The 25,998-nt window shown below is 40.8% G+C and carries 26 protein-coding genes; 23 read left to right on the forward strand and 3 right to left on the reverse strand.

Going from position 1 to position 25,998, the window contains the following annotated elements; genetic code table 11:
• The 3 genes from BM192_RS11705 to metK form a co-directional block, all read right to left on the reverse strand.
• Window positions 1-2,490: a TonB-dependent receptor gene (locus BM192_RS11705; RefSeq protein WP_037441992.1), complete on the reverse strand. Its 2,490-nt coding sequence runs from the start codon at window positions 2,488-2,490 to the stop codon at window positions 1-3.
• A gap of 618 nt (window positions 2,491-3,108) precedes the next feature.
• Complete coding sequence (locus BM192_RS11710; RefSeq protein WP_234797549.1) at window positions 3,109-3,474, reverse strand: hypothetical protein; 366 nt, start codon at window positions 3,472-3,474, stop codon at window positions 3,109-3,111.
• Window positions 3,475-3,606: 132 nt separating this feature from the next.
• Window positions 3,607-4,875: a methionine adenosyltransferase gene (gene metK / locus BM192_RS11715; RefSeq protein ID WP_037441988.1), complete on the reverse strand. Its 1,269-nt coding sequence runs from the start codon at window positions 4,873-4,875 to the stop codon at window positions 3,607-3,609.
• A 234-nt stretch (window positions 4,876-5,109) separates the two neighbouring features.
• On the opposite strand from metK, the gene BM192_RS11720 reads away from it, so the two are divergent.
• The 23 genes from BM192_RS11720 to BM192_RS11830 all read left to right on the forward strand — a co-directional run bounded on the left by BM192_RS11720 (window position 5,110) and on the right by BM192_RS11830 (window position 25,996).
• Window positions 5,110-6,006 (forward strand): diacylglycerol/lipid kinase family protein, encoded by an 897-nt coding sequence (locus BM192_RS11720; RefSeq protein WP_037441986.1) that lies wholly within the window; start codon window positions 5,110-5,112, stop codon window positions 6,004-6,006.
• A gap of 13 nt (window positions 6,007-6,019) precedes the next feature.
• Window positions 6,020-6,373, forward strand: a complete 354-nt coding sequence (locus BM192_RS11725) for a translation initiation factor (protein WP_037441984.1) — start codon at window positions 6,020-6,022, stop codon at window positions 6,371-6,373.
• Window positions 6,374-6,506: 133 nt separating this feature from the next.
• Window positions 6,507-8,108, forward strand: coding sequence for a phosphoenolpyruvate carboxykinase (ATP) (gene pckA / locus BM192_RS11730; protein ID WP_037441980.1), 1,602 nt, complete (start codon window positions 6,507-6,509; stop codon window positions 8,106-8,108).
• A gap of 266 nt (window positions 8,109-8,374) precedes the next feature.
• The gene (locus tag BM192_RS11735) at window positions 8,375-9,202 is read left to right on the forward strand and encodes a MotA/TolQ/ExbB proton channel family protein (RefSeq protein WP_037442075.1); all 828 of its coding nucleotides are present in this window, start codon (window positions 8,375-8,377) and stop codon (window positions 9,200-9,202) included.
• An 85-nt stretch (window positions 9,203-9,287) separates the two neighbouring features.
• The gene (locus BM192_RS11740; protein WP_037441979.1) at window positions 9,288-9,896 is read left to right on the forward strand and encodes an ExbD/TolR family protein; all 609 of its coding nucleotides are present in this window, start codon (window positions 9,288-9,290) and stop codon (window positions 9,894-9,896) included.
• A gap of 11 nt (window positions 9,897-9,907) precedes the next feature.
• Complete coding sequence (locus BM192_RS11745; protein WP_037441978.1) at window positions 9,908-10,444, forward strand: ExbD/TolR family protein; 537 nt, start codon at window positions 9,908-9,910, stop codon at window positions 10,442-10,444.
• 30 nt (window positions 10,445-10,474) lie between these two features.
• Window positions 10,475-11,296, forward strand: a complete 822-nt coding sequence (locus BM192_RS11750; protein ID WP_037441976.1) for an energy transducer TonB — start codon at window positions 10,475-10,477, stop codon at window positions 11,294-11,296.
• A 10-nt stretch (window positions 11,297-11,306) separates the two neighbouring features.
• Window positions 11,307-11,534: a hypothetical protein gene (locus BM192_RS11755; protein ID WP_037441974.1), complete on the forward strand. Its 228-nt coding sequence runs from the start codon at window positions 11,307-11,309 to the stop codon at window positions 11,532-11,534.
• A 52-nt stretch (window positions 11,535-11,586) separates the two neighbouring features.
• Entirely contained in the window at window positions 11,587-12,498 is a 912-nt protein-coding gene (locus tag BM192_RS11760; protein ID WP_037441972.1) for a substrate-binding domain-containing protein, read from the forward strand.
• Window positions 12,499-12,622: 124 nt separating this feature from the next.
• Window positions 12,623-14,344 (forward strand): tetratricopeptide repeat protein, encoded by a 1,722-nt coding sequence (locus BM192_RS11765; RefSeq protein WP_234797550.1) that lies wholly within the window; start codon window positions 12,623-12,625, stop codon window positions 14,342-14,344.
• A 79-nt stretch (window positions 14,345-14,423) separates the two neighbouring features.
• Complete coding sequence (locus tag BM192_RS11770; RefSeq protein ID WP_037441968.1) at window positions 14,424-14,795, forward strand: NADH-quinone oxidoreductase subunit A; 372 nt, start codon at window positions 14,424-14,426, stop codon at window positions 14,793-14,795.
• Window positions 14,796-14,900: 105 nt separating this feature from the next.
• A complete protein-coding gene (locus BM192_RS11775; RefSeq protein WP_037442073.1) occupies window positions 14,901-15,443 on the forward strand; it encodes an NADH-quinone oxidoreductase subunit B in 543 nt (180 codons plus the stop codon).
• Window positions 15,443-15,943, forward strand: coding sequence for an NADH-quinone oxidoreductase subunit C (locus BM192_RS11780; RefSeq protein ID WP_037441966.1), 501 nt, complete (start codon window positions 15,443-15,445; stop codon window positions 15,941-15,943). The genes BM192_RS11775 and BM192_RS11780 overlap by 1 nt, the downstream gene beginning before the upstream one ends.
• 4 nt (window positions 15,944-15,947) lie before the next feature.
• Complete coding sequence (locus BM192_RS11785) at window positions 15,948-17,162, forward strand: NADH-quinone oxidoreductase subunit D (protein WP_037441964.1); 1,215 nt, start codon at window positions 15,948-15,950, stop codon at window positions 17,160-17,162.
• On the forward strand, window positions 17,155-17,667 hold the full coding sequence (locus BM192_RS11790) for an NADH-quinone oxidoreductase subunit NuoE family protein (protein WP_037441962.1): 513 nt from the start codon (window positions 17,155-17,157) through the stop codon (window positions 17,665-17,667). Before BM192_RS11785 ends, BM192_RS11790 begins: the two co-directional genes overlap by 8 nt.
• On the forward strand, window positions 17,667-19,031 hold the full coding sequence (nuoF, locus tag BM192_RS11795; protein ID WP_037441959.1) for an NADH-quinone oxidoreductase subunit NuoF: 1,365 nt from the start codon (window positions 17,667-17,669) through the stop codon (window positions 19,029-19,031). The genes BM192_RS11790 and nuoF overlap by 1 nt, the downstream gene beginning before the upstream one ends.
• Window positions 19,032-19,091: 60 nt before the next feature.
• Complete coding sequence (locus tag BM192_RS11800; protein WP_037441957.1) at window positions 19,092-20,096, forward strand: NADH-quinone oxidoreductase subunit G; 1,005 nt, start codon at window positions 19,092-19,094, stop codon at window positions 20,094-20,096.
• Window positions 20,096-21,133 (forward strand): NADH-quinone oxidoreductase subunit NuoH, encoded by a 1,038-nt coding sequence (gene nuoH, locus BM192_RS11805; RefSeq protein WP_037441955.1) that lies wholly within the window; start codon window positions 20,096-20,098, stop codon window positions 21,131-21,133. Before BM192_RS11800 ends, nuoH begins: the two co-directional genes overlap by 1 nt.
• 34 nt (window positions 21,134-21,167) lie before the next feature.
• Window positions 21,168-21,668: a NuoI/complex I 23 kDa subunit family protein gene (locus BM192_RS11810; RefSeq protein WP_037441953.1), complete on the forward strand. Its 501-nt coding sequence runs from the start codon at window positions 21,168-21,170 to the stop codon at window positions 21,666-21,668.
• A gap of 62 nt (window positions 21,669-21,730) precedes the next feature.
• Complete coding sequence (locus tag BM192_RS11815) at window positions 21,731-22,228, forward strand: NADH-quinone oxidoreductase subunit J family protein (RefSeq protein WP_037441951.1); 498 nt, start codon at window positions 21,731-21,733, stop codon at window positions 22,226-22,228.
• 36 nt (window positions 22,229-22,264) lie between these two features.
• Window positions 22,265-22,594 carry an NADH-quinone oxidoreductase subunit NuoK gene (gene nuoK, locus BM192_RS11820; protein WP_037441949.1) on the forward strand — a complete coding sequence of 110 codons (330 nt, stop codon included), beginning with the start codon at window positions 22,265-22,267 and terminating at the stop codon, window positions 22,592-22,594.
• 21 nt (window positions 22,595-22,615) lie between these two features.
• Complete coding sequence (nuoL, locus tag BM192_RS11825; RefSeq protein ID WP_037441947.1) at window positions 22,616-24,508, forward strand: NADH-quinone oxidoreductase subunit L; 1,893 nt, start codon at window positions 22,616-22,618, stop codon at window positions 24,506-24,508.
• A 21-nt stretch (window positions 24,509-24,529) separates the two neighbouring features.
• Entirely contained in the window at window positions 24,530-25,996 is a 1,467-nt protein-coding gene (locus BM192_RS11830) for a complex I subunit 4 family protein (protein WP_037441945.1), read from the forward strand.
• The last annotated feature ends 2 nt before the right edge of the window (window positions 25,997-25,998 follow it).

The following is a 25,998-nucleotide window of genomic DNA, read 5'->3' on the forward strand; positions in this document are numbered from 1 at the left end:
CTAAAAGTCGTAAGTAATGGTGGTTAACAGATTCCGCGGAGCTCCGGGATATAGTCTGGAGCTATCATAACCGCCAACCCAATGGGTTTTGTTAGTTAAATTGTTCAGATTAACCTGAATCTGTGCACGGTCTAATCTGTAATACATAGCTGCGTTCAGCAGTAAATAAGATGGTCCTTTACTCGGTAATATGTTTTTCTGTCCCTGGAAGCCGAAAGTACGGTCACCTACGTAATACGCACCTGCTCCAAACCCAAGCCCATTCAGCAAACGACCTGTGAACATATATTTAGCCCAGAGACTACCCTGATTTTTTGGCGCATTGGGCTTTTGCTGGTTATTGTAAAGACTATCGGCGCCGCCCTGTGCACCCCGCAGTACAGCATTGTTATAGGCATAAGTAGCTATGATACTCAGGCTCGGGGAAACATTACCCACAATGTCAAACTCGATACCTTTAGAAATGTCTTTTCCAATCTGAATCATTTTGTCAGGATTATCCGGATCTAATGCATTATACAGTGCATTTTTTTGTTGGATTTTGTAAACTGAAGCCGTTGCGCTTAACCTGCCGCCAAACCAGTCAGTTTTCAGCCCAGCCTCCATTAAATAGCTCTCCATAGGATCAAAAGGGCCACCTGCCAGCGCGTTCTGGCTGCTGGCGTTTTGTGGGCTATAACCAGTTGTGTAGGTTGCGTAAGCATTGATATTCGCATTAACCTCATAGGTAGCGCCAATTCTTGGCAGTAGTGCATGTTGTCTTATGCGGGATACATTTGGCGTCAGATAACCCAGATCGGAAAGAAATACATCATATCTCAGACCCAATAATACTTTCAGCCGGTTAATCGAAATCTGATCCTGAACATACATACTGTGTTGCTGAGACTGAAATGGTACGACTACGTCTGTATTGTTCGCCTCATAAACGTATCCGTTAATATCTTGCAGGGAGTGTTTATTGGCGCTCAGGTCAAAAGAAGATACATTTGGTTTGGGAATCATTTTGCCTTTGTAGTTGTAAAACTGATATTTAGTGGAGTCTTTCGCCACATATCTGGAAGCAATTGTTCCGTCAAGCAACCGGTAACCAGTTGCATCCTGCTGAGATGAACCCTGAGGAATCAGACTTTTATTATAATCATAGCCAACCACAAGCTGATGTTTAACCTTTCCGGTATTGATATCTGCATTGATATAACCGGTGAAACTATCACTAAACTGTTCATTATGTCTCATACTGGCCCTCCTGAAAGCAAGTTCCTGAATCTCTTTCCCTTTTTTGTCTACGGCAAAGGCAGTGCTTCTGTGTTCAAACAGATCCTGGCGGTAACCGGTTCTCAAATAGGAAGTATTAAAAGATACTTTTTTGCTGATTTGGTGCGTTAAGGACGCTGTCAGCATATAAGTTTCCTCATTCAAATAGTCATTGATATCTGCTACGTTTAGCGAAATAGGCGTGGAATAAAGATCTGTCGAACCAAATATTGACTGACCGCGGTCCAGTCGGCTGTTAGATTTATTATAAACCGCGTCCAGGTTAATTCTGGTCTTTTCAGAAGGGAGGTAGGAGAGGGATGGCGCAATAATAACATTTTTATCAAAAAGCAGATCGCGGAATGAATTTGCATTTTCATAGCCGAGGTTTAAGCGGTATAATAAACTTTTATCTTTATTCATGGGACCGGTAAAATCGGTATTTGCGCGAACCGTATTATTGCTTCCTGTTTGAAAGCTGATCGATTTTCTGTCGTTTTCCAGTGGCTTTTTGGTAACCTTATTGATGGTTCCTCCGGGATTGGCATTTCCGAAAAGTGCTGATGCCGGGCCTTTAATCACTTCCACGCGTTCCAGGTAATTCAATAAATTCTGTCTCCAGAAGCCATTGAAAGTGCGCAGTCCATTTAACAGCTGATTCGAACTATTGCTTCCCACGCCACCCTGATTACGGAATCCGCGGATAGAGACATCGTCATAAAAGGTATATTGATTTACACCGCTGACATTTTTCACGATGTCTGTCATGCGCACCGCACCCTGATCCTGCATAAGTTCTTTACTCACATATTGGATAGATTGCGGGACATCTTTGATAGCTGTTGCAGTTTTCGTTCCCCCGAAGCTTACGCTGGTTTTATAGTTTTTTTCTACCCTTCCTGTAATTTCTACAGTTTGTAAACTTTCGTTAACTGCCTTTAAATGCATATTGACAATCAGATCGTTGGTTTCTATCTGTATTGCTTTTTTTTGAGTTTGATAGCCCACCACAGAGACGATTAAAGTGTACTTGCCGGGCTTCACCTGGAGCAATTCAAATGTGCCGTCGGAATTCGTGCTGGTACGGTAGCTCGTGTTTTCCAATTGTATAGTTGCACCTGCAAGGATCTCATCTGTGTCATTAAAGATTCTTCCGGACAACCGGTTGCCCGTTTGCGCTTCTGCAAAGAAGGAAAAAGTTAAAAGAAAGATTAATAGTAGCTGTTTTTTCATATGATGTGTGAAAATTAAAGCGGCGAAATTATGTTTTATTTAGAATAATTAAAAATAAGACTGTGTATTTTTCACACAAAGGTTTGAATGTAACATTCACAAGAAAATTTCTATGAGCCGTCCTAATCCGGATTCAGCAATATCCTGTTTGAGTTTTGCTCGGGTTTTGCCCGGGTGAGCTGTTACTGTTGTTATGCAAAATCCCACACGAGCCCACATCACACCCATAGTAACCCACAAATAACCCACACGAGTATGTGAAATGGTATTTAACCGGTGAGAATTTGTGTTTTTAGTAACACCATCCCCGATCAAGACTTTAATCTAATTTTTTTGACATCACTGGCAAGGTTTTGTTAGAGTCTTGTTAGAGTCTTGTTCGGGTGAGGGGTATAGTTGACCCGAAAAAACGTGGGGTTTACCCATGGTTGACCCGAGTTATTAGTTAAATAATCGTGTTAAAATGTATTTGTTGAAGGGATGATGACTTGCCAGTAAGGCGAAATCAAACCAGGATCAGAATGGATATCCTGAGGGAAATGAAGATTATAAAGGTATAAAAAAAGCATAAAAAAAGGGCGCTTTTAAAGCGCCCCAATCCCTTTACCATTTGTTTTTCTATTTAAATAACTCCTGCATATCTCTGTCTGCAGTAGGGATTTTTTTAAGAAAATCATCAAAACCAGTTCCTTCATGTGAACTGTACATGCCGTAGGCATCAATGATATATCCGATCTGTCCTTCATTGTCTTCCAGCAGATAAAGTACCGAATTATCTCCCGGGTCTGAGTCACCCTCAAAACGATATGTTTTTATGATGGTCAGATCTTCTGGTTTATAAATTTTATTCAAACCCACTCCCTGCATCTTGCCATGGTCGGTCATTTTGATTTCGTTGTCTAAACCTTTTTGCCTTAATTTTTCCAAAATCTGGCTAAGGGTATTCATTTCTACTGGCTGTTCCATAATAAAAATTGTTTTCATGTTTAACAACCGTTTTTGGGTTATGGTTTTATTTATCGCATAAAAAAACCCGGAATAAATCCGGGTTTTTTAAGCTTTATCAAAAGGGATATGGAGTGCCCATTTAAATTAACGGGCATAAATTCCGAAGTATTATAAACTGAAAGCTGTTTTCAGCGCATCGATATAATCAAGTTTCTCCCAGGTGAATAATTCCACCTCGACTTCTTTCTCTGTGCCGTTAGATGCCTTAAATACTTTTTTGACGATTTCATTTTCTTTACCAAAATGCCCGTAAGCAGCTGTTTCTGAATAAATCGGGTTACGCAGTTTAAGCCTGGTTTCGATACCGTAAGGAGTCATGTCAAAAAGCTTTTCAACTTTTTTGGCAATCTCTCCGTCCGTTAGTACTTGTCCTGCGGCATCTTTTACTTTAGCAGTGCCATAGGTATTTACGTAGATAGCCATGGGCTGTGCTACACCGATTGCATAAGAAACCTGTACCAAAACTTCGTCAGCAATACCAGCTGCAACAAGGTTTTTAGCAATATGTCTGGTTGCATAAGCAGCAGAACGGTCTACTTTAGATGGGTCTTTACCAGAAAATGCACCACCACCATGTGCGCCTTTACCGCCGTAAGTATCAACAATGATTTTTCTTCCCGTCAAACCAGTATCTCCATGAGGACCGCCGATTACAAATTTACCGGTAGGATTAATATGATATTTAATATCCTTATTAAAAAGTTTGCTGAATTGAGGATATTGGCTTGATACACGTGGAATCAAAATATTAATCATATCCTCCTTGATTTTTGCCAGCATAGCAAACTCCTCATCGAAATCATCATGTTGAGTGGAGACAACGATCGAATCAATTCTTACTGGTTCGTTGTTATCGTTATATTCCAGAGTCACCTGTGATTTTGCATCAGGTCTGAGATAAGTGATTTCGGTGTTTTCTCTGCGGATTGCAGCCAATTCAATTAGAATCTTATGCGCAAGGTCTAAAGCAAGCGGCATATAATTTTCTGTTTCTCTGGTTGCATAGCCAAACATCATTCCCTGATCACCGGCACCCTGCGTTGTTTTGTCTGCTTTATCTACCCCCTGATTAATATCAGGTGACTGCTCATGGATTGCGGAAAGGACACTGCAGGAGTTACTGTCAAACATGTATTCACCTTTTGTGTAACCTATTTTACTGATCACTTCCCTTGCAATCTTCTGGACATCGAGATAAGCTTTTGATTTCACTTCGCCGGCAAGAAATACCTGTCCGGTTGTGACCAATGTTTCACAAGCTACCTTTGACTCCGGGTCGAAAGCTAAAAAATTATCTATGAGTGCGTCCGATATTTGATCCGCAACTTTATCCGGATGACCTTCAGAAACAGATTCTGACGTAAATAAATATGACATTTTTAATGATTAATTTTTATGAATTAATAATTCTTTAAAAATGGAATATGACCCTGATAACAGGCAGTAAAAGGAAGTGTATGAATGGTTAGCACTTTTTTTTACGTGGTTGCAATCCCGTTATGTATTAGATAACATCGCAAATCAGTCCACCTTTGATGCGCAAAATTACTATATATATTCAAATTAGTCAAAAAATATCAATTATTTTGTAGACTTAAGAACCTCATTCCCTTGGCAAAATCGAATATATTATTTATCATAAATCCCATTTCAGGTGGGAAGGATAAGCTGAAAATTCCGGCTCAAATTGACGCTGAGCTTGATCGTACGGTGTTTAACCCTAACTTTAGTTTCACTGAGTATGTAGGTCATGCAGCAGAGATTGCAGAGGAGGCTGTACAAAAGAATTTTGACGTTATTGTGGCGGTTGGAGGCGATGGAACTATTAATGAAGTCGCTTCGAAGGTCATGGAGCATGATAAAATACTGGGAATTATTCCGCAGGGTTCAGGTAACGGGCTGGCAAGATTTCTTAAAATCCCGATGAACACCAGAAGGGCAGTCAGATTAATCAACAAATTTCACGTAGACCGCATCGATACCGGAAGACTGAATGAGAAATTCTTTTTTAATATGGCCGGTATGGGGTTTGACGCCCATGTAAGTTCAGTTTTTGCCGGGAATAAATCAAGGGGATTTTCTACCTATCTGCAGCTGGGGCTAAAGGAAATGATCCATTATAAACCCGAAACTTACGAATTGTATATTGATGGTCTACTGTACACCAGGACGGCTTATGTGGTGAGTATTGCGAATTCATCGCAATATGGGAATAATGCGCACGTATCTCCGCGAGCCTCGGTTACCGACGGTTTATTGGATGTCTGTATAATTAAGGAATTTCCGCTCTATAAAATTCCAATGCTCGCTTATCATATGCTGAACGCAAGTACGGATCGGTCTGGAATGGTTGAGATTATTAAAGGCAGAGAAATCAGGATTGTACGTAAGGCAGATGCGCCTATTCATCTGGACGGTGAACCTGGATTAATGAGTGCAGAACTTCATATAAAAGTAGCTCCATTATCCCTAAAAGTCATTGTTCCCGAAGATAAAGCCATAGTTTAAAATTTGACAGGATATGAAGCCAAATAAAAAATCATTAAGTGATCTAAGCGGAATTATGTATTCAACTGATCCGGATTTTGTGCCTGCACAAGACCAGGATATACCCGAAGAAGTAATCCCAAATAAACTACAGGATCTGCGTGTAACGCTGGACAAAAAAAATAGAGGAGGGAAAGCAGTCACCCTCATTACAGGTTTTCGTGGTAGTCAGCAGGACCTGGAAATTTTGGGGAAAATGCTCAAGTCGAAATGTGGTGTCGGAGGAGCGGCAAAGGATGGAGAGATCATTATTCAGGGAGATTTCCGTGATAAAGTGGTTTTACTACTGCAAAAAGATGGCTATAAAGTAAAAAAATCAGGCGGCTAAAAAGCCTTTTAAATATCTGTTTTTCAGGTTGTTACGCGTTAGTGTAAATGCTACAATAATGAATTTTTTCCTTCTGTAAAGCTTGTTTTATCCATAAATAACTCTTTAGCTTTGCCAGACAAATATTCATTTTATGAGCAAGGTTTTACTGCCCGAAACAAACTTTTTAGAGTTAAATTTAGGCACAGAGAATGCGCTTTTTCAGTTAAGCGTACCGGAGTTAATTGAAGAGGCACTATTAAACGGAGAGGGAACACTTTCCAATACTGGTGCCCTGGCAATAGATACCGGTGAATTTACCGGTAGGTCACCTAAGGACCGATTTATTGTCCTTGATGATATTACACGTGACACGGTCTGGTGGGGGGATATCAATATTGGTTTTGAACCCGCTAAATTTGATGCGCTGCTGGAAAAAGTTTGTGCTTATCTGAGGGGTAAAAAGTATTATGTCCGCGAGGCCAGCGCCTGTGCCGATGAAAAGTACAGTCTGTCTTTACGTGTGGTCACAGAAACCGCCTACCAAAATCTTTTTGCGCATAATTTATTTATCAGGCCGGACCAGCACAAGGATTCAGAACCGGAGTGGACTATCATCGCGGCTCCTGGTTTTTTTGCGGATCCGGAACTCGACGGCACCCGCCAACCGAATTTTTCGATCCTTAACTTTAGCAGGAAAATGATTTTGATAGGAGGTACTGGCTATACCGGAGAAATTAAAAAAGGGATATTCTCGGTGCTGAATTTCATTCTGCCGCAACAGAAAAATACGCTGTCTATGCATTGCTCTGCAAACGTAGGAGTATCCGGCGATACCGCTATTTTCTTTGGTCTTTCCGGAACCGGTAAAACTACACTCTCTGCTGATCCGGCGAGAGGCCTGATCGGTGACGATGAACATGGTTGGGGCGAAGATGCCGTTTTTAATTTTGAAGGCGGCTGTTACGCGAAGTGTGTAGATCTGACTGCTGAAAAGGAACCTCAGATTCATGCAGCCGTTCGTTTCGGTGCACTTTTAGAAAATATCAACTATTTTCCTGGCACCAGAGAAGTGGATTATAGTAATATTATTAAGACAGAAAACACCCGGGTGGCCTATCCGATAAACTATATAGATAATGCAATCCTTCCTTCCCGGGCAGGAAATCCAAAGAATATTTTCTTTTTGACAGCAGATGCGTCCGGAGTGCTGCCACCGATTTCAAAACTGAATAAAGGACAGGCGATGTTTCATTTTATATCCGGTTATACAGCCAAGGTAGCTGGTACAGAAACTGGCGTAACAGAGCCTCAGCTTACTTTTTCCGCATGTTTTGGGAAAGCATTTCTTCCACTTCATCCGACAAAATACGCGGAGCTTCTTGGAAAAAAAATGGAAGAGAATCAGGTAAATGTGTGGTTAGTTAATACTGGCTGGAGCGGAGGTGCCTATGGTACGGGGCAAAGAATGAAACTGGCCTATACCAGGGCGATGATCACTGCGGCACTGGACGGCGAGCTGGATCGGGTGGCCTGCGAAATTCATCCTGTATTTGGTCTGCGCATGCCTGAAAGCTGTCCAAATGTGCCTTCTGAGATCTTAAACCCTAAAAATACATGGGCTGATCCTCTAAAATATGATGGAAAAGCACAGGAGCTTGCGATGGCATTTATTCTCAATTTCAAACAGTTTGAGGATGGCGCCAGCGAGGAAATTCTGAGTTCACTCCCTAAAATCGTCAAAAACACGGTTTAAATCATTTTTTTTAATCAAAAATTTGCATTTGAATTTTTTTTTAGTTTTCATTGTGAAAGATTGTCTCCTGGCAGAGGCAATCTTTTTTTAATATAGACCGGTTGTAAAGAATATTTTGCAAAGAATCAAATTAGCGACTAAAATAATTGAAAGCAATTTGTAAATTTGTTTAGACAACAAATGATTCTATCAGCCGTTGTGTGTATTACAGAATATTAATCTAAATTTAAAAAAAAACAAGTACTAAAAACTCAAAAACTAAAAAAATGGCAAACGCACCAAAACCAACAACAGTTCAAAAAGAAAGCTCATCAGCTTCAAATTTATTCGCTACACTAGTTATCCCTATTTGTATTATCATAGGTGTTAGTATCTGGAAGTTTATCTTCGGTGATGCAAACAACTTTATTGACAACAATGCTGACAATTTACCTAAAGTTGGAAATTATGCTGGTATGGCATTTAAAGGTGGTCCAATCGTTGCGGTCCTGGTAGGTATGTTTTTAATGGTAATCGTTTTCTCTGTAGAGCGTTTCATTGTTATCGGCAAAGCAACTGGTACTTCTAGCTTAGACGCTTTTGTTAAGAAAATTCAGGCTCTTTTAAGTTCAAATAATATTGAAGCAGCTATTTCTGAGTGTGACAAACAAAAAGGTTCTGTAGCAAACGTAATTAAATCAGGTCTGAAAAAATACCGTGAAATGGAAGTTGAAGCTAACATGGACACAGACCAGAAATGTTTAGCTATTCAGAAAGACATTGAAGAAGCGACTACATTAGAAATGCCAATGTTAGAGCAAAATTTAACAGTTATCGCAACGTTAGTATCAGTTGGTACATTAGTTGGTTTATTAGGTACAGTAACAGGTATGATCAAGGCCTTCGGTGGTTTAGCTAACTCTGGTGCACCAGATTCAGCAGCATTAGCAACTGGTATCTCTGAAGCATTGATCAATACAGCAACTGGTATCGGTACATCTACTTTAGCGATTATCATGTATAACATCCTGACTTCTAAAATTGATAAATTAACTTATGCAATTGATGAAGCTGGTTTTAGCATCATCCAAACTTATGCTTCTACGCATAAATAAGAAATAATGAATTTTTTTTTACCGGCTTTATGGAAAACCGGAAGAATTAACATCATTATATAAAACATAAGTAATTTTTAAAATTATGCCAAGAGCGAAGGTTCAAAGAAAAAGTACAGCAATTGATATGACCGCGATGTGCGACGTATCATTCCTGCTGCTTACTTACTTTATATTAACAGCTACTGCAAAACAGCCGGATCCTTTGAATGTGACTATTCCTAGTTCCACTTATAAGATCAAGGTTCCTGAAAAGGATATCGCTGTATTGAGTATCGGTCATGGTAAAGTGTTTTTTGAAACTGCAGGCCAGGACATCAAGGTTGCTACCTTGGAGAAAATTGGTGAGCAGTACAAAATTGATTTTACCCCGGAAGAGAAAAAACGGTTTAGTGTAATTGGTTCTTTCGGAGTGCCAATTCAGAGTCTGAAACAATTTATCATGTTAGATAGTGATAAAAGAAAGGCCTCTGGTCTGGAAACAGGAATTCCTGCAGATTCTGCCAATAATCAGTTAGCTGACTGGATTCTGCAATCACGTAAATCTGTTGCTGAATTACATTCCGAAGGAATGCGAGTAAGTATCAGAGGAGATGCAGATGAAGAATATTCTACAATGAAGAAGATTATAGATATCCTTCAAAAACAAAAAATTAACAAATTCAGTTTAATCACATCTGCTGAGGGCAGCTAACTAATAAAATCATGGCAGAATTAGATACCTCCAGCGGGGGTGGCAAAAAGGGTGGAAAAGTAAGGAGTAAAAAAGTTTCTACAAAGGTCGATTTAACCGCAATGGTGGATTTGGCTTTCTTACTGATCACTTTCTTTATGCTTACCACCACGCTGAATAAGCCCATAGCAATGGATATTGCGAAGCCGGATAAGGATGATACGTCTGATGCTCAGTTAGAGTTAAGGGCATCTCAGACAATGACTATTTTATTAGGTAAAAATAATAAGGTAGCCTGGTATATGGGTGTTGCTGGTGAATCAGCTCCTGAAATAGAAGGAATTGGTGATATCAGAAAAACTATTCTTGAGAATAAGAAGAAAGTAATGGAAACTACTGGTAAAGATATCGTAATGGTTATCAAGCCTACTTCCGGCGCTAAGTATAAAAACTTTGTTGATATCATGGATGAATTGTTAATCACAGGCATTAAAACTGCTCCTGCGATTGATGATGAAAACATCCTTGACAATGAAAAAGCTTTCATGAAACAACAAGGGATTTTATAAAAATATTTTTAACATTTTAAATAACAAGCAATGTTCGGTTCTAAAATAGATTTATTCAATAAGGAATGGCTTGACGTTGTTTTTGCTAAAAAAAACAAAGCTTACGGCGCTTACGAGCTTCGTACGCAAAATGGTGCAAATACAACCAAGGCATTATTTTTGGCATCGATAACTTTCATCTTGTTGTTTCTCCTTCCAAAGATCCTGACTCTTGTTCAAGGTCAGATGCCGGAAGAGGTTATTGAGAAACAAGTTGAAGTTGTTGTTGCTCCACCACCGCCAGTGGATCCAGAAACACCTCCACCGCCACCGGTTGAGCCACCGCCACCAAAAGTGGATCAGATCAAGTTCCCTCCTCCGATTGTAAAACCGGATAATCAGGTTCGTGATGAAGAGCCACCTCAGATTGAGCAATTAAAGGCTGCTGACCCAGGTCAGAAAACAATTGAAGGTGATCCTGGAGCTGATATCGTTGTAGTCGGCCCTGTTGGGGAAGGCCCTAAACAAGCAGCTGTTGTGGAAGATACTAAAGTCTATGACTTCGTAAGTATCGAAACTCAGCCAGGTTTCCCAGGCGGAATGGACAAATTCTACGCTTACTTAAATAAAGCGATCAGATATCCTCCTATGGCTCAGGAAAATAATATTCAAGGTAAAGTGTTCTTATCTTTCGTAGTTGAGAAAGATGGTAGACTTACAGATATTAAAGTAGAACGTAAATTAGGTGGTGGTACCGATGAAGAAGCGGTAAGGGTATTAAAAGGTAGTCCAAAATGGACTCCAGGTATCCAGAATGGTAAACCGGTTCGTGTTAAATATAACATTCCAATCAGTTTCACATTATCTAACTAATACCAAATAGATGTTAGACTTCAATACATTATTTAAACAGAAATCGCCTCAACAGCGATTTCTGTTCATTTTAGGCCTAGTGATGTTTACGATGTACCTGGTACTCGGAGTAGCGTTAATCTTCTGGAAAGACATTCCATTTGATATAGAGCCTACTTATCGCATACTCTTTGGCCTGTTACTGATCGTTTATGCGGTCATCCGGTTCTTTCGCCTGATCAATCAAAAAGATAACTAGTTTAAGCATTCTGCGCTTTTTATCGGAAAATTCATACCTTTTCTTCCTCATCATGAAACGACTGTTGTTTATACTGCCCTTATTTCTATTTGCTGCCTGCAAACCTAAACCTAAAGCGGAAGTTGCAGCAGATACCAGAACCTCTGGTCAGGTACGCATGCTGGTAGATGAAAGTTTTTCCAATGTTCTTGCGGACCAGATAGAAATTTTTAAATTAGATTATCCGGATACGAAATTTGAACTGATTCAGGGTAACGAAAACAAGATTTTACCTACATTTCTTAACGACAGTGTCAGGGTAGCAATCCTATCCAGAATGCTTACCCCGGAAGAAGAGCAGGCTTACAAAAAACGTAGTATCCCCATCTTTACTACCAGATTTGCAATTGATGGTATTGCAATGATAACAGGGAACAGTAACCCGGATTCTACTATTACTGCTGATGAAGTCGTGTCTATTCTGAAAGCAGAGGGTAAATCTCAAAAGAAATTAGTTTTTGATAACCCGTATTCAAGTACGCTACGTTATTTTATGGTACTTGCGGGTATAAAAGTTCTGCCGAAAGATGGAGTTTATACCCTGCAGAATAATAATGATGTTATTAAATACGTTGCAGAACATAAAGACTATATCGGCGTTGTAGGCGTTAACTGGCTTATTCAGGATAACCGGGATGTGGCAAATTTCACTTCCGAAATTAAAGTCCTTGCGGTAAAAAACACTAAAGGTAAACCGGGCGATGATGCTTTTTATAAACCTTCGCAGAAGAATTTGATTGATGGCATCTATCCGTTCCTTAGAAACGTATATATTATTAATGCGGAAGGTAAAAACGGTTTAGGCACAGGTTTTGCAACATGGTTAGTGAGTCAACGTGGACAGCTTATTGTTTTGAAATCTGGGTTAGGGCCTAATAAGATGGTTCCGAGAGATTTAAATATTAGAACTAAGAATAAAAATTAAAATATTTATATTGCCTTTCTATGACCACAGGAAGGGTCATATGTGATTAAAATAATACATAAACATTGAAAAAGCTTTTCAGCGGCTTCATAACCTTTAAAAAAAAATAGATAAAACAATGAAAATGACAAAAAAAGCAATAACCTTAAGTTTAGGTTTAGTAGTGATGGGTTCTGCCTCTTTTGCTCAAAATCTATCTGATGCAAAAAAAGCTATCGATGCTGAGCAGTACGCTAAAGCGACTTCTATGCTTAAATCGCTGGTAAGCTCGCAGGCTGGAAAGGGAGAGAATTATTTTAATTTAGGTGATGTTTACCTGCTTAACGAATATGTAGATTCAGCTAAAGCTGTTTTTAACAAAGGTATTGCAGCTGAACCTAAATATGCGTTAAATTATGTAGGATTAGGTCATGCAGATCTTGTTGCGAATGACGCTGCTTCTGCAAAAACTAATTTTGATAAAGCTATTTCATTAGCAAGCAGAAAAGATCACACACCATATTTATATATTGGTAAGGCTTACCTTGCACAGGACAAACCTGATTTTGATGCAGCATTACCAAACCTGCAAAAAGCAGATGAAGTAGATGCAAATGATAAAGATCCTGAGACATTTTTGGCTCTAGGTGATTATTATGCTTTGCAAAAGAAAAACTCGGAAGCTTTGAGTAATTACCTGCGCGCAATTAATATGAATGAAGGCTTGTTAAGAGCTAAAGTTCAGATTGGTCGTATGTACAAAGAATCAAGAGCATTTCCTGAGGCTGAAACTCAATTAAAAGAAGTAATTGCAGCTGATCCTAATTATGGTCCTGCTTACCGTGAAATTTCTGAGTTATATATGCAGTGGGCTAACTTTGAGCCAGCTAATTTTGCAACCAAATCTGCAGAAGCAATCACTAACTTCAAAAAATATATCGATTTAACTGATACTTCTTTTGATTCAAGATTGCGTTACGCTCAGTTCCTGTACTATGCTAAAGACTATAAAGCATTAGAAACTGAAACTGCTGATATCGCTAAATTATACCCAAATAACCAAAAAACTTTAGTTATCAACCGTTTGCAAGCTTATTCAGCTGCTGAAAACAAAAGCCCTAACGCTGCACAGTTACTGAAAGATTTCTTTGCTAAAAACACGGATACTACACGTCTTTTAGCGTCAGATTACCTTTATTTAGGTAAAGCTCAGTTAGAAGCTGGTGAAGATGATCAGGCTTTGATTAACATCACTAAAGCTGTTTCTAAAGACTCTACAAATGTTGAGGCACTGGAAGAAGTAGGTAAAGCATTATACAACAACAAAAAATATGCTCAGGCTGCTGCTGTTTATAAAGACGCGATCAGATTAAACCCTAACGGTAAAGGTTCATTAACGAACTATTATTACCTGGCATCTGCTAACTATTATAACTATGCATTAGCTGATCAGGCTAAAGAAAACCCGGATAAAAAGTTATTGGTTGAGGCTGACTCTGCGCTGGCTCACTTGAATACGACTTCTCCTGAGTTTACGCTGGCTTATATCTTCAGAGCACGTGTTGCGCGTTATATGGATGATGAAACTAGTCCAAAAGGTCTTAATGTTCCTTACTACGAGCAATACCTGGACCTGGTTACAGTTAAAAAACCTGAATTAGGTGCAGCTGATGCAGAAAAAAGAAATCTTGTTGAAGCTTATACAAACTTAGGTTTCTTCTACTCAGCGGCCGATAAAGCTAAAGCAACTGAATTGTTTAACAAAGCATTAGCTATTGATCCTGCAAATGCAAATGCAACTGCTGGTTTACAACAGTTAACGCCTGCTAAAGCTCCGGCTAAAGCGGCCGCTGCTAAAAAGAAATAATATAAATTAGCTTATAAATGAAAAGGCAGGGTTGTTATCCTGCCTTTTTCTGTTACTTTTGTGCTTTAATCTAAAATTTATGGAAACACAAAGTTTACCTTCGGATTTTGTACCTATTATCTTCCAGGTTATAGTAGCCCTTGGCTTTGTTGTCGTGACGTTAATCGCTACGCATTTCTTAGGTCCTTCCCGTAAGACTAAAGATAAACTGGCAACATTCGAAGCCGGTGTTAAATCAATTGGTAATGCGCGTCAGCCATTTTCAATTAAATACTTTCTGGTTGCGATTTTGTTTGTCCTTTTCGATATCGAGGTGATTTTCATGTACCCATGGGCGGTTAATTTTAGAGAGTTTGGCTGGGCTGGTATCTCGCAGATGTTTGTCTTTATGGCACTGCTTTTATTAGGATTTATCTACGTGCTGAAAAAGAAGGCTTTAGATTGGGATTAAACTATTTAGATCGTTTCTAAATCCGTTACAATACCTCCATTTGGCTCTAATTATTGTAGATTTGTGGTTCATTCTATGCAGAATGAGCCTTTTTTGTTTTATAATATGAGTGACATCAATATAGTAGACGCGCCTCCAGGCATTGAAGGATCTGGCTTTTTCGCCACCTCTTTAGATAAAGTTATCGGCTTGGCCCGGTCCCATTCTTTATGGCCTTTACCTTTTGCGACTTCGTGCTGTGGAATTGAATTTATGGCAACCATGGGTTCACATTACGATCTAGGTCGTTTTGGTTCAGAAAGACTTAGTTTCTCACCCCGTCAGGCAGATTTGCTGATGGTGATGGGTACTATTGCTAAAAAGATGAGTCCGGTTTTGAAACAGGTCTATCTGCAAATGGCAGAACCCCGTTGGGTGATCGCTGTAGGTGCCTGCGCTTCAAGCGGGGGTATTTTTGATACTTATTCTGTACTGCAGGGGATTGATGAGATCATTCCTGTGGATGTTTATGTTCCTGGATGTCCGCCAAGACCGGAAGCGATTCTGGATGGCTTTGGAAAGATTCAGGAGCTTGTTAAAAACGAAAGCGGCAGAAGAAGAGATTCTGAGCAATACAGAGCAATGCTGGCTTCATACGGAATAGAATAATGGCAGAGATTAAGAATACAGCAATTACCGAACTCTTAAGCGCTAAATTCGGACAGCAGGTTAGCCGGTTTGAAGAACCTTATGGTTTACTAACCTTTTCTGCAACACCCGATGTCATTACAGCAGTATTAGAGTTTCTGAAAAATGATACAGCAACCGGATTCAGTTTTCTGACCGATATTACAGCTGTTCATTATCCGGAAAGCAACCATATCGCGGTGGTTTACCACCTGCACAATATGCGGGCAGGAATTCGTGTCAGAGTAAAAGTTTACCTGCATGAACATACACCTGTTATTCCTACAGCGACTAGCTTATGGAAAGGTGCAAACTGGATGGAAAGAGAAACATACGATTTCTTCGGTGTGAAATTCGAAGGTCACCCTGACCTGAGAAGGATCTTAAACATGGATGAGCTAAACGTGCATCCGATGTTAAAGCAATATCCGCTGGAAGATCCAAACAGAGTTGATAAAAAAGACGAATATTTTGGTAGATAAGCACATGAATCACAATCAGCCAGTATTTACAGATAATGATCCGCAGGAAGAATTGGTAACCCTAAATCTGGGACCGACACACCCTGCAACACATGGTGTATTCCAGAATGTACTTCAGTTAGATGGAGAGCGGATTGTCAGTGGTATTTCTACCATTGGTTATATTCACCGTGCATTCGAAAAAATCGCTGAACACAGGCCATTTTATCAGATTACTCCTTTAACAGACAGATTAAACTATTGTTCTTCACCCATTAACAATATGGGCTGGCACATGACCGTCGAAAAATTGCTCAATATTCAAATGCCTAAACGTGTTGACTATCTGAGAATTATTGTGATGGAACTTGCGCGTATTTCAGATCATATTATTTGTAATACGATCATTGCGCAGGATACTGGTGCTACGACAACTTTCCTTTATCTTTTTCAGTTCAGAGAACATATCTATGAAATTTATGAAGAGATCTGCGGTGCTCGTCTAACGACTAACATCGGCCGGATCGGCGGATTTGAAAGAGATTTTAACGATATCGCTTTTGCGAAAATCAATAAATTCCTGAAAGAATTCCCGGTTGCACTTAAAGAATTCGAAAGTTTACTGAACCGGAACCGGATCTTTATTGACCGTACTGCTGGTGTAGCTGCCGTTACTGCGGAGAAAGCTCTGGAATATTCCTGGACCGGTCCGTTACTGAGAGCAACTGGTGTAGATTATGACGTGCGTGTAAGCGAGCCTTACTGTTCTTATAATGAATTTGATTTTGAAGTTCCTGTAGGTACGACTGGTGATATCTATGATAGATACCGTGTTCGTAACGAAGAGATGTGGCAGAGCGTAAGTCTGATCACACAGGCACTCGAAAAAATAAAAAATGAGCCTGCAGGTGTATTCCATGCAGATGTTCCTGATTTTTACCTTCCTGCAAAACAGGAGGTTTATAATAATATGGAGGCTTTAATCTACCACTTCAAAATTGTAATGGGTGAGATTGATGCGCCAAAGGCCGAAGTTTACCATGCTGTTGAAGGTGGAAACGGGGAGCTTGGTTTTTACCTGATCAATGACGGTGGAAGAACACCTTACCGCCTCCATTTCAGAAGACCCAGCTTTATCAATTATTCCATGTTTGCAAACATGAGTGAAGGCATGTTATTATCTGATGCCATCATTAATATGAGTAGTATGAACATTATTGCCGGAGAATTAGATGCTTAAAGTAGAAGAAACACAACCTGTAGAGTTTTCGCCAGCTTTGAAAGCAAAGTTCGCGGAGATCTCCAGTAGATATCCGGAAGGAAAACAAAAGTCGGCTTTATTACCGATACTGCATGAAGTACAGGCCGAACTGGGCTGGCTGAGTGCAAATGCTATGGACCAGGTTGCTGCCTGGCTTAAAATTGAACCGATTGAGGTTTATGAAGTAGCGTCTTTCTATAGTATGTATTTCCTGAAGCCTCAGGGTAAATATGTACTGGAAGTATGCCGTACCGGGCCTTGCTGTCTGGTAGGTGCGGAGAAAGTAATGGCTCATATTGAGCACAAACTGGGTGTGAAGGAGAATGAGGTCACTGCAGACGGATTATTCAGCTGGAGAGGTGTAGAATGCCTTGCAGCATGTGGATTTGGTCCTGTTTTACAGATCGGTCCCGAGTATACATTCTATGAGAACCTTGACGAACAGAAAGTAGATACATTGTTAGAAGAATTACGCAAAAAATAATGGCCCGTAAACTCTTATTAGAACATATTAACGTACCAGGCATCAATACTCTTGATGTGTACCGCCAGAAAGGTGGTTACCGGTCTGTGGAAAAAGCTTTGAAAACCCTAAGCCCGGATGACGTGGTTGAGGAGGTGAAGAAGTCTGGTCTCCGCGGTCGTGGTGGTGCAGGATTTCCTACGGGAATGAAGTGGAGCTTTCTGGCTAAGCCTGAAGGTGTGGAACGTTATCTGGTCTGCAATGCAGATGAGTCGGAGCCAGGAACTTTCAAAGACCGTTACCTGATGACATATATTCCTCATGCACTGATCGAAGGAATGATCGTTTCCAGCTATGCGCTGGGTGCGAAAACTTCTTATATCTATGTACGTGGTGAAATGATGCCGCAGATCAGAATTCTGGAAAAGGCTATTGCTGAAGCTAAGAGTGCTGGTTTTCTGGGTAAAAATATTCTGGGATCGGGTTATGATCTGGAGTTATACGTTCAGCCTGGTGGCGGTGCTTATATCTGCGGTGAGGAAACTGCCTTACTGGAATCATTAGAAGGAAAAAGAGGAAATCCAAGGATTAAACCTCCGTTTCCGGCTATTGCTGGTTTATACGGCTGCCCTACTGTAGTGAACAATGTAGAATCCATTGCTGCTGTTGTACCGATCATTAACGATGGCGGTGAAGAGTATGCTAAAGTTGGAATCGGCAGAAGTACAGGTACTAAACTGATCTCTGCTTCTGGTAACCTGGTTCGCCCGGGTGTATATGAAATTGAATTAGGACTTCCGGTTGAGGAGTTTATTTATTCTGATGAGTATTGCGGTGGTATTGCCAACGGAAAACGGTTGAAGGCTACTGTGGCAGGCGGATCGTCTGTACCGGTATTACCTGCTAACCTGACGCTGAAACTGGCTAATGGCGATCCGCGTCTGATGAGCTATGAATCTCTTTCTGAAGGTGGTTTTGCTACAGGTACCATGATGGGTTCCGGTGGTTTTATCGCGTTTGATGAAGATCAGTGTATTGTTAGAAATACCTGGAATTTTTCTCGTTTTTACCACCATGAAAGCTGTGGTCAGTGTTCTCCTTGCCGTGAAGGTACTGGCTGGATGGAAAAAGTACTGCACCGTATTGAACATGGTCATGGTAAGATGAGTGATATCGACCTGCTGGTTGATGTTTCGAAGAAAATCGAAGGAAATACAATTTGTCCGCTGGGTGATGCCGCTGCTTGGCCGGTTGCCAGTGCAATCAGACACTTCAGGGATGAATTTGAATGGCATGTAAGGGAACCTCAGAAAAGTCAACAGACTAATTACGGGATTGCCCGCTATGCTGAGCCGATCGCAAGCGGATTGAAACAGGAAAATTAACTGTCGGCCGGCTCCGTTCTGAATGGAAATGGGCTGACTGATAAAAGAATATCTTTAACAATGAGTGAAAAAGTTAAGGTAACCATAGACGGAATAACTGTCGAAGTAGAACCAGGTACAACTATACTGAATGCCGCAAGGCAAATCGGGGGGGATATTGTTCCGCCTGCAATGTGCTATTATTCCAAGCTTGAAGGAAGTGGCGGGAAATGCCGTACCTGTATAGTTAAGGTTAGCAAGGGTTCTGAGAAGGATCCAAGACCTATGCCTAAATTGGTTGCATCCTGCCGTACTACTGTTATGGACGGTATGGAGGTGATGAACATTACTTCTCCGGAAGTACTGGAAGCCAGAAGTGGGGTAGTCGAAATTTTATTAATTAATCATCCGCTGGACTGTCCGGTATGTGATCAGGCCGGTGAATGTGATCTGCAAAACCTGGGTTACGAACATGGTTTACAGAAAACAAGGTATGAGTTCGAAAGAAGAACTTTTGAGCGTATAGATATTGGTGATAAAATCCAGTTACACATGAACAGATGCATTTTATGCTACCGTTGTGTGTTTACTGCAGATCAGATCACAAATAAACGTGTTCATGGTATCTTGAACAGGGGTGATCATTCGGAAATCTCTACTTATATCCAGACTGCCGTGGATAATGATTTTTCCGGTAACGTAATCGACGTTTGCCCGGTTGGTGCATTGACTGATAAAACTTTCAGATTCAAAAACAGGGTATGGTTTACCAAACCTGTAGATGCACACCGTGATTGCCCAACTTGTAAGGGACAAGTTACATTATGGTACAAAGGTGCTGATGTACTGCGTGTTACAGCTCGTAAAGATATTTATGGCGAGGTAGAGGATTTTATCTGCAATACCTGCCGTTTTGATAAAAAGAAAACTGCCGACTGGGTTATTGAACAACCTACTCATATCAGCGATACTTCAGTAATTGCATCTAATCACTATGAGACGATGAAACCACTGCCTGTTATTCAGACTGATCTGCGTCTACAGCAGGCTAATAAAGTTGAACTGGAAAAAACCGCTAAATTCTAATGGATATCTCATTCGTCATAGAAAAATTTATACTTGTAGCGATCATTTTTGGTATAAGTTTAGTCATCGCGATGTACTCTACATACGCGGAAAGAAAGGTTGCAGCATTCCTGCAAGACAGGCTAGGTCCTGATCGTGCCGGTCCTTTTGGTATGTTACAACCGCTTGCTGATGGACTGAAAATGTTCATGAAGGAAGAGATTGTACCGACCAACTCAAATAAAATGTTATTTATGGTGGGCCCTGGTCTGGCAATGTTAACTGCTTGTATCGGTACTGCTGTGATTCCATGGGGATCTGATATTACAATAGGTGACCGCGTTATTGCTTTGCAGGTTACTGATATCAATGTAGGCCTGTTATATATTTTCGGGGTAGTTTCACTCGGTGTTTACGGTGTGATGATCGGAGGCTGGGCTTCCAACAATAAATACTCTTTGCTGAGTGCAATCCGTGCAGCTTCTCAGAATATCAGTTATGAGGTGTCTATGGGACTTTCTATTATTGCCCTTTTAATGGTCACTAATACGATGAGTCTGAAGGAAATCGTGGAGCAGCAGCACGGCTGGCACTGGAACGTGCTTTATCAGCCATTAGGGTTCCTGTTATTCATTATTTGCTCTTTTGCAGAAACTAACCGCGCACCTTTCGATTTACCGGAATGTGAGACTGAACTGATTGGTGGTTACCACACGGAGTATTCTTCTATGAAACTTGGTTTCTACCTGTTCGCAGAATATATTAACATGTTTGTTTCGGCGACGGTAATGGCGACGCTTTATTTCGGTGGCTATAATTACCCTGGAATGGATTGGGTACTTTTACATACTGGCCCAGTAATCGGACCTCTGATCGGAACTGCAGTTCTGTTCGCGAAGATCTTTGCTTTCATCTTCTTCTTTATGTGGGTAAGATGGACGATTCCTCGTTTCCGTTACGATCAGCTGATGCACCTGGGATGGAAAACATTAATCCCGCTGGCTATAGCTAATATCGTTATTACCGGTCTAGTGATTGCAATTGTAGAAAAGTTTTAACTGTCCGCCCTGCGGAATAATATAAGGAGGTTTAATGGAACCATTAACCAATAAAAAGAAAGTATTAATACAAAAACCACTAACCTTTTCGGAGCGGATTTATTTACCTGCGCTTACTAAAGGTCTTTCGATTACGATCAGTCACTTTTTCAAAAAAGAAGCGACTATCCGTTATCCTGAGGTGCAGCGTGAAATGTCCATTAACTGGAGAGGTATGCATTCCCTTAAAAGGGATGAGAATGGTAAGGAACGTTGTACTGCTTGCGGGCTTTGTGCTTTATCTTGCCCGGCAGAGGCTATCACTATGATCGCTGCTGAACGTAAACCTGAAGAGAAAGATCTGTACAGGGAAGAAAAATATGCATCAGTATATGAAATCAATATGCTGCGCTGTATTTTCTGTGGTCTTTGCGAAGAAGCGTGCCCTAAGGAAGCAATTTACCTGGATGGCCCGATTGTTCCTTCGGACTACTTGCGTAAAGATTTTATTTACGGCAAAGACAAACTGGTCGAACAACCACTGGAGAAAAAATAACCGGAAGCCTCGCTTCTGCTATAGTATACACCCGCCATACAGGCATAAAACAAACAAAATAAATGGGTACATCAGTATTCTATTTGGTCGCTTTTCTAAGTATATTCTTTTCACTGATGGTGATTTTCGCCAAAAACCCAGTGCATAGTGTACTTTATCTGATCGTTACATTTTTTACGTTCACAGTTCATTATATTCTGTTGAACGCACAATTCCTCGCCGTTGTAAACTTTATTGTTTATATGGGGGCTATTATGGTGCTCTTTCTCTTTGTGCTAATGCTGCTCAATCTGAATACCGATAACGAACCGCTCAAATCTGTGCTGGTTAAAGTTGTAGGTATAATAGGCGGGTGCTGCCTGGTCGTAACACTGATCGGGTCACTTAAAGCTACTGCAGCTTCTGATCCGCTGATTCTGGTTAATCCGAATCTGGGTCTGGTAAAGAACCTGGGTAAAGAGCTGTTCGGGCCCTTTATGCTGCCTTTTGAATTATCATCAATTCTGCTCCTTACTGCCATGGTAGGTGCTGTTTTATTAACTAAAAAAGAAAAGGTCTAGCGCTTAGCTATTCCCGATATAAGAAAATAGATACTAATGGACAACATTACTCAAAATCTACAGGGCGTGCCGCTTAACCACTATATCTGGTTAAGTGCCATTATTTTCTCGATTGGTGTGATCGGCGTATTGACACGCAGGAATGCCATCGTGATCTTTATGTCAGTTGAACTGATGCTGAACGCGGTGAACTTATTGCTTGCGGCTTTTTCTGTACATAACAACGATCCTTCGGGTCAGGTCTTCGTATTTTTTATTATGGTACTGGCAGCTGCCGAAGTTGCCGTCGGCCTGAGTATAATCGTAATGATCTACAGAAATACACAGTCTACAGATATTAATGTGTTGAATCGCCTTAAGTGGTAGTTATAAAGAATAGATAATAAAATGATAAATTTAGTTTGGCTGGTCCCGTTAATTCCTCTTTTAGGCTTTGTTATCAATGGTCTGGGGAGAAACACATTGTCTAAATCCCTGATCGGATTTATTGGAAGTGGAGTGATATTTATTTCTTTCCTGATCAGTGTGAGTATCTTTTTAGCCCTGGGTAATGATCCTGTAAAATCTCATGAAATTTTCCTTTTTGACTGGATTAGCGCTGGTACGCTTCAGGTTCCCTTATCTTTTCTGGTAGATCCGCTGAGTTCAATCATGCTGTTGATTATAACCGGGATCGGATTCCTGATTCATATTTATTCTATTGGTTATATGCACGATGATGCAGGTTTCGGAAAGTTTTTCAGCTATCTGAATCTGTTTATCTTTTTTATGCTTCTACTGGTTCTAGGATCTAACTACCTGGTGATGTTCATCGGATGGGAAGGGGTAGGACTTTGTTCTTACCTGCTGATCGGCTTCTGGTATACGAACAGTAGTTATGCAACTGCAGCTAAGAAAGCTTTTGTAATGAACCGTATCGGTGATCTGGGTTTCCTGATCGCAATATTTATGATCTTTACGACCTTTGGCAGTATCGAATATGCAAAGGTCTTCCCTCAGGTTGCTGAGTTAATGCCTGGCGACAGCACACTAGCTTTAATTGCACTTCTACTGTTTATCGCTGCCTGCGGTAAGTCTGCTCAGATTCCATTATTTACCTGGTTACCGGATGCGATGGCTGGTCCAACGCCGGTTTCGGCTCTGATTCACGCGGCTACAATGGTTACTGCAGGTATCTATATGATTGCTCGCTCACACATTTTATTCGACCTGGCTCCGGTAGTGCAGCATCTGATCGCTATTATTGGTTTGGCCACTGCCGTACTAGGTGCACTGGTTGCCCTGACACAAACTGATATTAAAAAAGTACTTGCTTATTCTACCGTATCTCAACTCGGATATATGTTCCTGGGTCTGGGCGTTGGTGCGTATACTGGTTCTTTCTTCCACGTTATTACACATGCTTTCTTCAAAGCGCTATTATTCCTGTGCGCAGGGTCTGTCATTCATGCTATGCATCACGAACAGGATATGCGTCATATGGGTGGTCTGCGTAAGAAATTGCCGGTTACTTTTGCTACCATGCTAATTGGTACTATTGCTATTGCCGGCCTACCGCCTTTCTCGGGTTTCTTCTCCAAAGACGAGATCCTGGCGCATGTATATGAGCATAACCAGTTCATGTGGGGTATTGCAGTGTTTACTGCATTCCTGACTGCATTTTATATGTTCAGAATGTTATTCTTAACTTTTTATGGTACTTATCGTGGAACCCATCATGCCGAAGAGAAGATTCATGAATCTCCTTCAAGTATGACTATTCCATTGATCATTCTGGCGGTATTATCTGCAGTAGGTGGTATTATTGGTATCCCTGAAGTACTGGGTGGCCATCACTGGCTTGCCGGGTGGTTATCTCCGGTAATTCCTGCACATGGCTCTGCTCTGTCTCATGTTACGGAATACATGCTGATGGCTGTTTCTGTGGTGGGTGTGATCGTGGCAATTGCTTATGCTTTCGTGAAATACGTTAAACAAAGTGATCTGCCCGTGGCAGACCAGGGTAAACGATCGGCACTGGCTAACCTGTCTTATCATAAATTTTATATTGACGAGGTCTACGATCTTTTAGTGAGAAGACCTCTTGATGCGCTGTCCCGCTTCTTTTACAAAGTTGTGGATACGAAAATTGTTGACGGGATTGTCAATGGATTAGGCTGGAGCACCAGTGAAGCAAGTAAGGGCATCCGTTTGCTTCAGTCGGGTAATATCGGTTTCTACATCTTTATGATGGTCGCCGGAATTATATCCCTGTTATTGTATACATATTTATCTCTATAAAAGATCGTCCAAATAAACATAATGGAACAACTTTTAATACTTCTAATATTTCTTCCCCTTGCCGGAGCGCTGGTTACAGCCTTCACCGGTAATGCCGCCAAGTACGTGGCGCTGGTTTCCGGATTGCTTTCACTGGCTGTTGGTCTGATCATCACTGCACAGTTTGTACCGGACGCAAGTACGCAGTTTGAAGTTAATGTACCCTGGATCGCTGATCTGGGTATTCATTTTCACGCTGGTATTGACGGAATCAGTTTAATCACGATTTTACTGACTAATGTCCTGATACCGATTATTATTCTGGCCGCTTTTAAGCATGAATATCCTAAACCTCAGTCGTTTTTCGCGCTGATCCTGTTTATGCAGGCTGGTTTACTGATAGTATTCACTGCACTGGACGCCTTTCTGTTTTATATCGGATGGGAAGCTGCTTTAATTCCAATATACTTTATCTGCGCTATCTGGGGTGGAAAAGACAGGATTAAAGTGAATATGAAATTTTTCGTTTACACGATCGCTGGTTCACTGTTTATGTTACTGGGTATTATTTACCTGTATCTGCAGAATCCAGCTGACAATTTTGAAATCCAGGCTTTCTATCAGCTTAACCTGGATGCTGAACAGCAGGGCTGGATCTTCTGGGCTTTCTTTATTGCTTTTGCAATTAAAATGCCTGTATTTCCTTTCCACACCTGGCAGCCGGATACTTATACTGAAGCGCCTGCAGCAGGTACCATGTTATTGTCGGGTATTATGCTTAAGATGGGTGTATACGGTGTAATCCGCTGGTTACTTCCAATTGCCCCACTAGGTCTGAATGACTGGGGTTCTACAGTAATGGTGCTTTCTGTGATTGGTGTGGTTTACGCTTCGCTGATCGCTTTCACACAACGTAATGCTAAAAGATTAGTTGCTTATTCTTCCATTGCTCACGTAGGTATTATCGCTGCCGGTATCTTTGCTTTAAATGCGCAGGGTATGCAAGGTGCTATATTCCAAATGTTGAGTCATGGTATTAACGTAGTTGGTCTTTTCTTTGTGCTGGACATTATTTTCAGCAGAATGAAAACCAATACGATTGCTGAACTGGGTGGTATTGCTAAAACGGCCCCGAAATTGGCAATTGCTTTTCTGATCATTGTATTGGGATCAGTTGCTCTGCCGGGAACGAATGGTTTTGTGGGAGAATTCCTGCTGTTGACCGGAATCTATCAATATAATATCTGGGCAGTGGTATTTGCAGGTCTTTCAGTGATCTTCGGAGCGGTTTATATGTTCAGAATGTATCAGCAGATCATGCTTGGCGAGACAAATACATTAACAGCTGGTTTTAGAGATATCCAGGGTTCGGAACAATTGGTTCTGGTAATTATCTGCGTGCTTGTTATCGCACTGGGTGTGTATCCTAAACCTTTTCTTCATTTGTCTGAAGCTTCAGTACAACAATTATTAGAACAGGTCAATCAAAAATTAACATCGGTAAAATAAGG

This window comes from Pedobacter antarcticus, from assembly GCF_900112985.1.
GTDB lineage: Bacteria > Bacteroidota > Bacteroidia > Sphingobacteriales > Sphingobacteriaceae > Pedobacter > Pedobacter antarcticus.

Coding starts and splice junctions, on each gene's coding strand:
- BM192_RS11705 (WP_037441992.1), bottom strand. CDS start 2,490: ATGAAAAAACAGCTACTATTAATCTTTCTTTTAACTTTTTCCTTCTTT.
- BM192_RS11710 (WP_234797549.1), bottom strand. CDS start 3,474: ATGAAAACAATTTTTATTATGGAACAGCCAGTAGAAATGAATACCCTT.
- metK (WP_037441988.1), bottom strand. CDS start 4,875: ATGTCATATTTATTTACGTCAGAATCTGTTTCTGAAGGTCATCCGGAT.
- BM192_RS11725 (WP_037441984.1), top strand. CDS start 6,020: ATGAAGCCAAATAAAAAATCATTAAGTGATCTAAGCGGAATTATGTAT.
- pckA (WP_037441980.1), top strand. CDS start 6,507: ATGAGCAAGGTTTTACTGCCCGAAACAAACTTTTTAGAGTTAAATTTA.
- BM192_RS11735 (WP_037442075.1), top strand. CDS start 8,375: ATGGCAAACGCACCAAAACCAACAACAGTTCAAAAAGAAAGCTCATCA.
- BM192_RS11740 (WP_037441979.1), top strand. CDS start 9,288: ATGCCAAGAGCGAAGGTTCAAAGAAAAAGTACAGCAATTGATATGACC.
- BM192_RS11745 (WP_037441978.1), top strand. CDS start 9,908: ATGGCAGAATTAGATACCTCCAGCGGGGGTGGCAAAAAGGGTGGAAAA.
- BM192_RS11750 (WP_037441976.1), top strand. CDS start 10,475: ATGTTCGGTTCTAAAATAGATTTATTCAATAAGGAATGGCTTGACGTT.
- BM192_RS11755 (WP_037441974.1), top strand. CDS start 11,307: ATGTTAGACTTCAATACATTATTTAAACAGAAATCGCCTCAACAGCGA.
- BM192_RS11760 (WP_037441972.1), top strand. CDS start 11,587: ATGAAACGACTGTTGTTTATACTGCCCTTATTTCTATTTGCTGCCTGC.
- BM192_RS11765 (WP_234797550.1), top strand. CDS start 12,623: ATGACAAAAAAAGCAATAACCTTAAGTTTAGGTTTAGTAGTGATGGGT.
- BM192_RS11770 (WP_037441968.1), top strand. CDS start 14,424: ATGGAAACACAAAGTTTACCTTCGGATTTTGTACCTATTATCTTCCAG.
- BM192_RS11775 (WP_037442073.1), top strand. CDS start 14,901: ATGAGTGACATCAATATAGTAGACGCGCCTCCAGGCATTGAAGGATCT.
- BM192_RS11780 (WP_037441966.1), top strand. CDS start 15,443: ATGGCAGAGATTAAGAATACAGCAATTACCGAACTCTTAAGCGCTAAA.
- BM192_RS11785 (WP_037441964.1), top strand. CDS start 15,948: ATGAATCACAATCAGCCAGTATTTACAGATAATGATCCGCAGGAAGAA.
- BM192_RS11790 (WP_037441962.1), top strand. CDS start 17,155: ATGCTTAAAGTAGAAGAAACACAACCTGTAGAGTTTTCGCCAGCTTTG.
- nuoF (WP_037441959.1), top strand. CDS start 17,667: ATGGCCCGTAAACTCTTATTAGAACATATTAACGTACCAGGCATCAAT.
- BM192_RS11800 (WP_037441957.1), top strand. CDS start 19,092: ATGAGTGAAAAAGTTAAGGTAACCATAGACGGAATAACTGTCGAAGTA.
- nuoH (WP_037441955.1), top strand. CDS start 20,096: ATGGATATCTCATTCGTCATAGAAAAATTTATACTTGTAGCGATCATT.
- BM192_RS11810 (WP_037441953.1), top strand. CDS start 21,168: ATGGAACCATTAACCAATAAAAAGAAAGTATTAATACAAAAACCACTA.
- BM192_RS11815 (WP_037441951.1), top strand. CDS start 21,731: ATGGGTACATCAGTATTCTATTTGGTCGCTTTTCTAAGTATATTCTTT.
- nuoK (WP_037441949.1), top strand. CDS start 22,265: ATGGACAACATTACTCAAAATCTACAGGGCGTGCCGCTTAACCACTAT.
- nuoL (WP_037441947.1), top strand. CDS start 22,616: ATGATAAATTTAGTTTGGCTGGTCCCGTTAATTCCTCTTTTAGGCTTT.
- BM192_RS11830 (WP_037441945.1), top strand. CDS start 24,530: ATGGAACAACTTTTAATACTTCTAATATTTCTTCCCCTTGCCGGAGCG.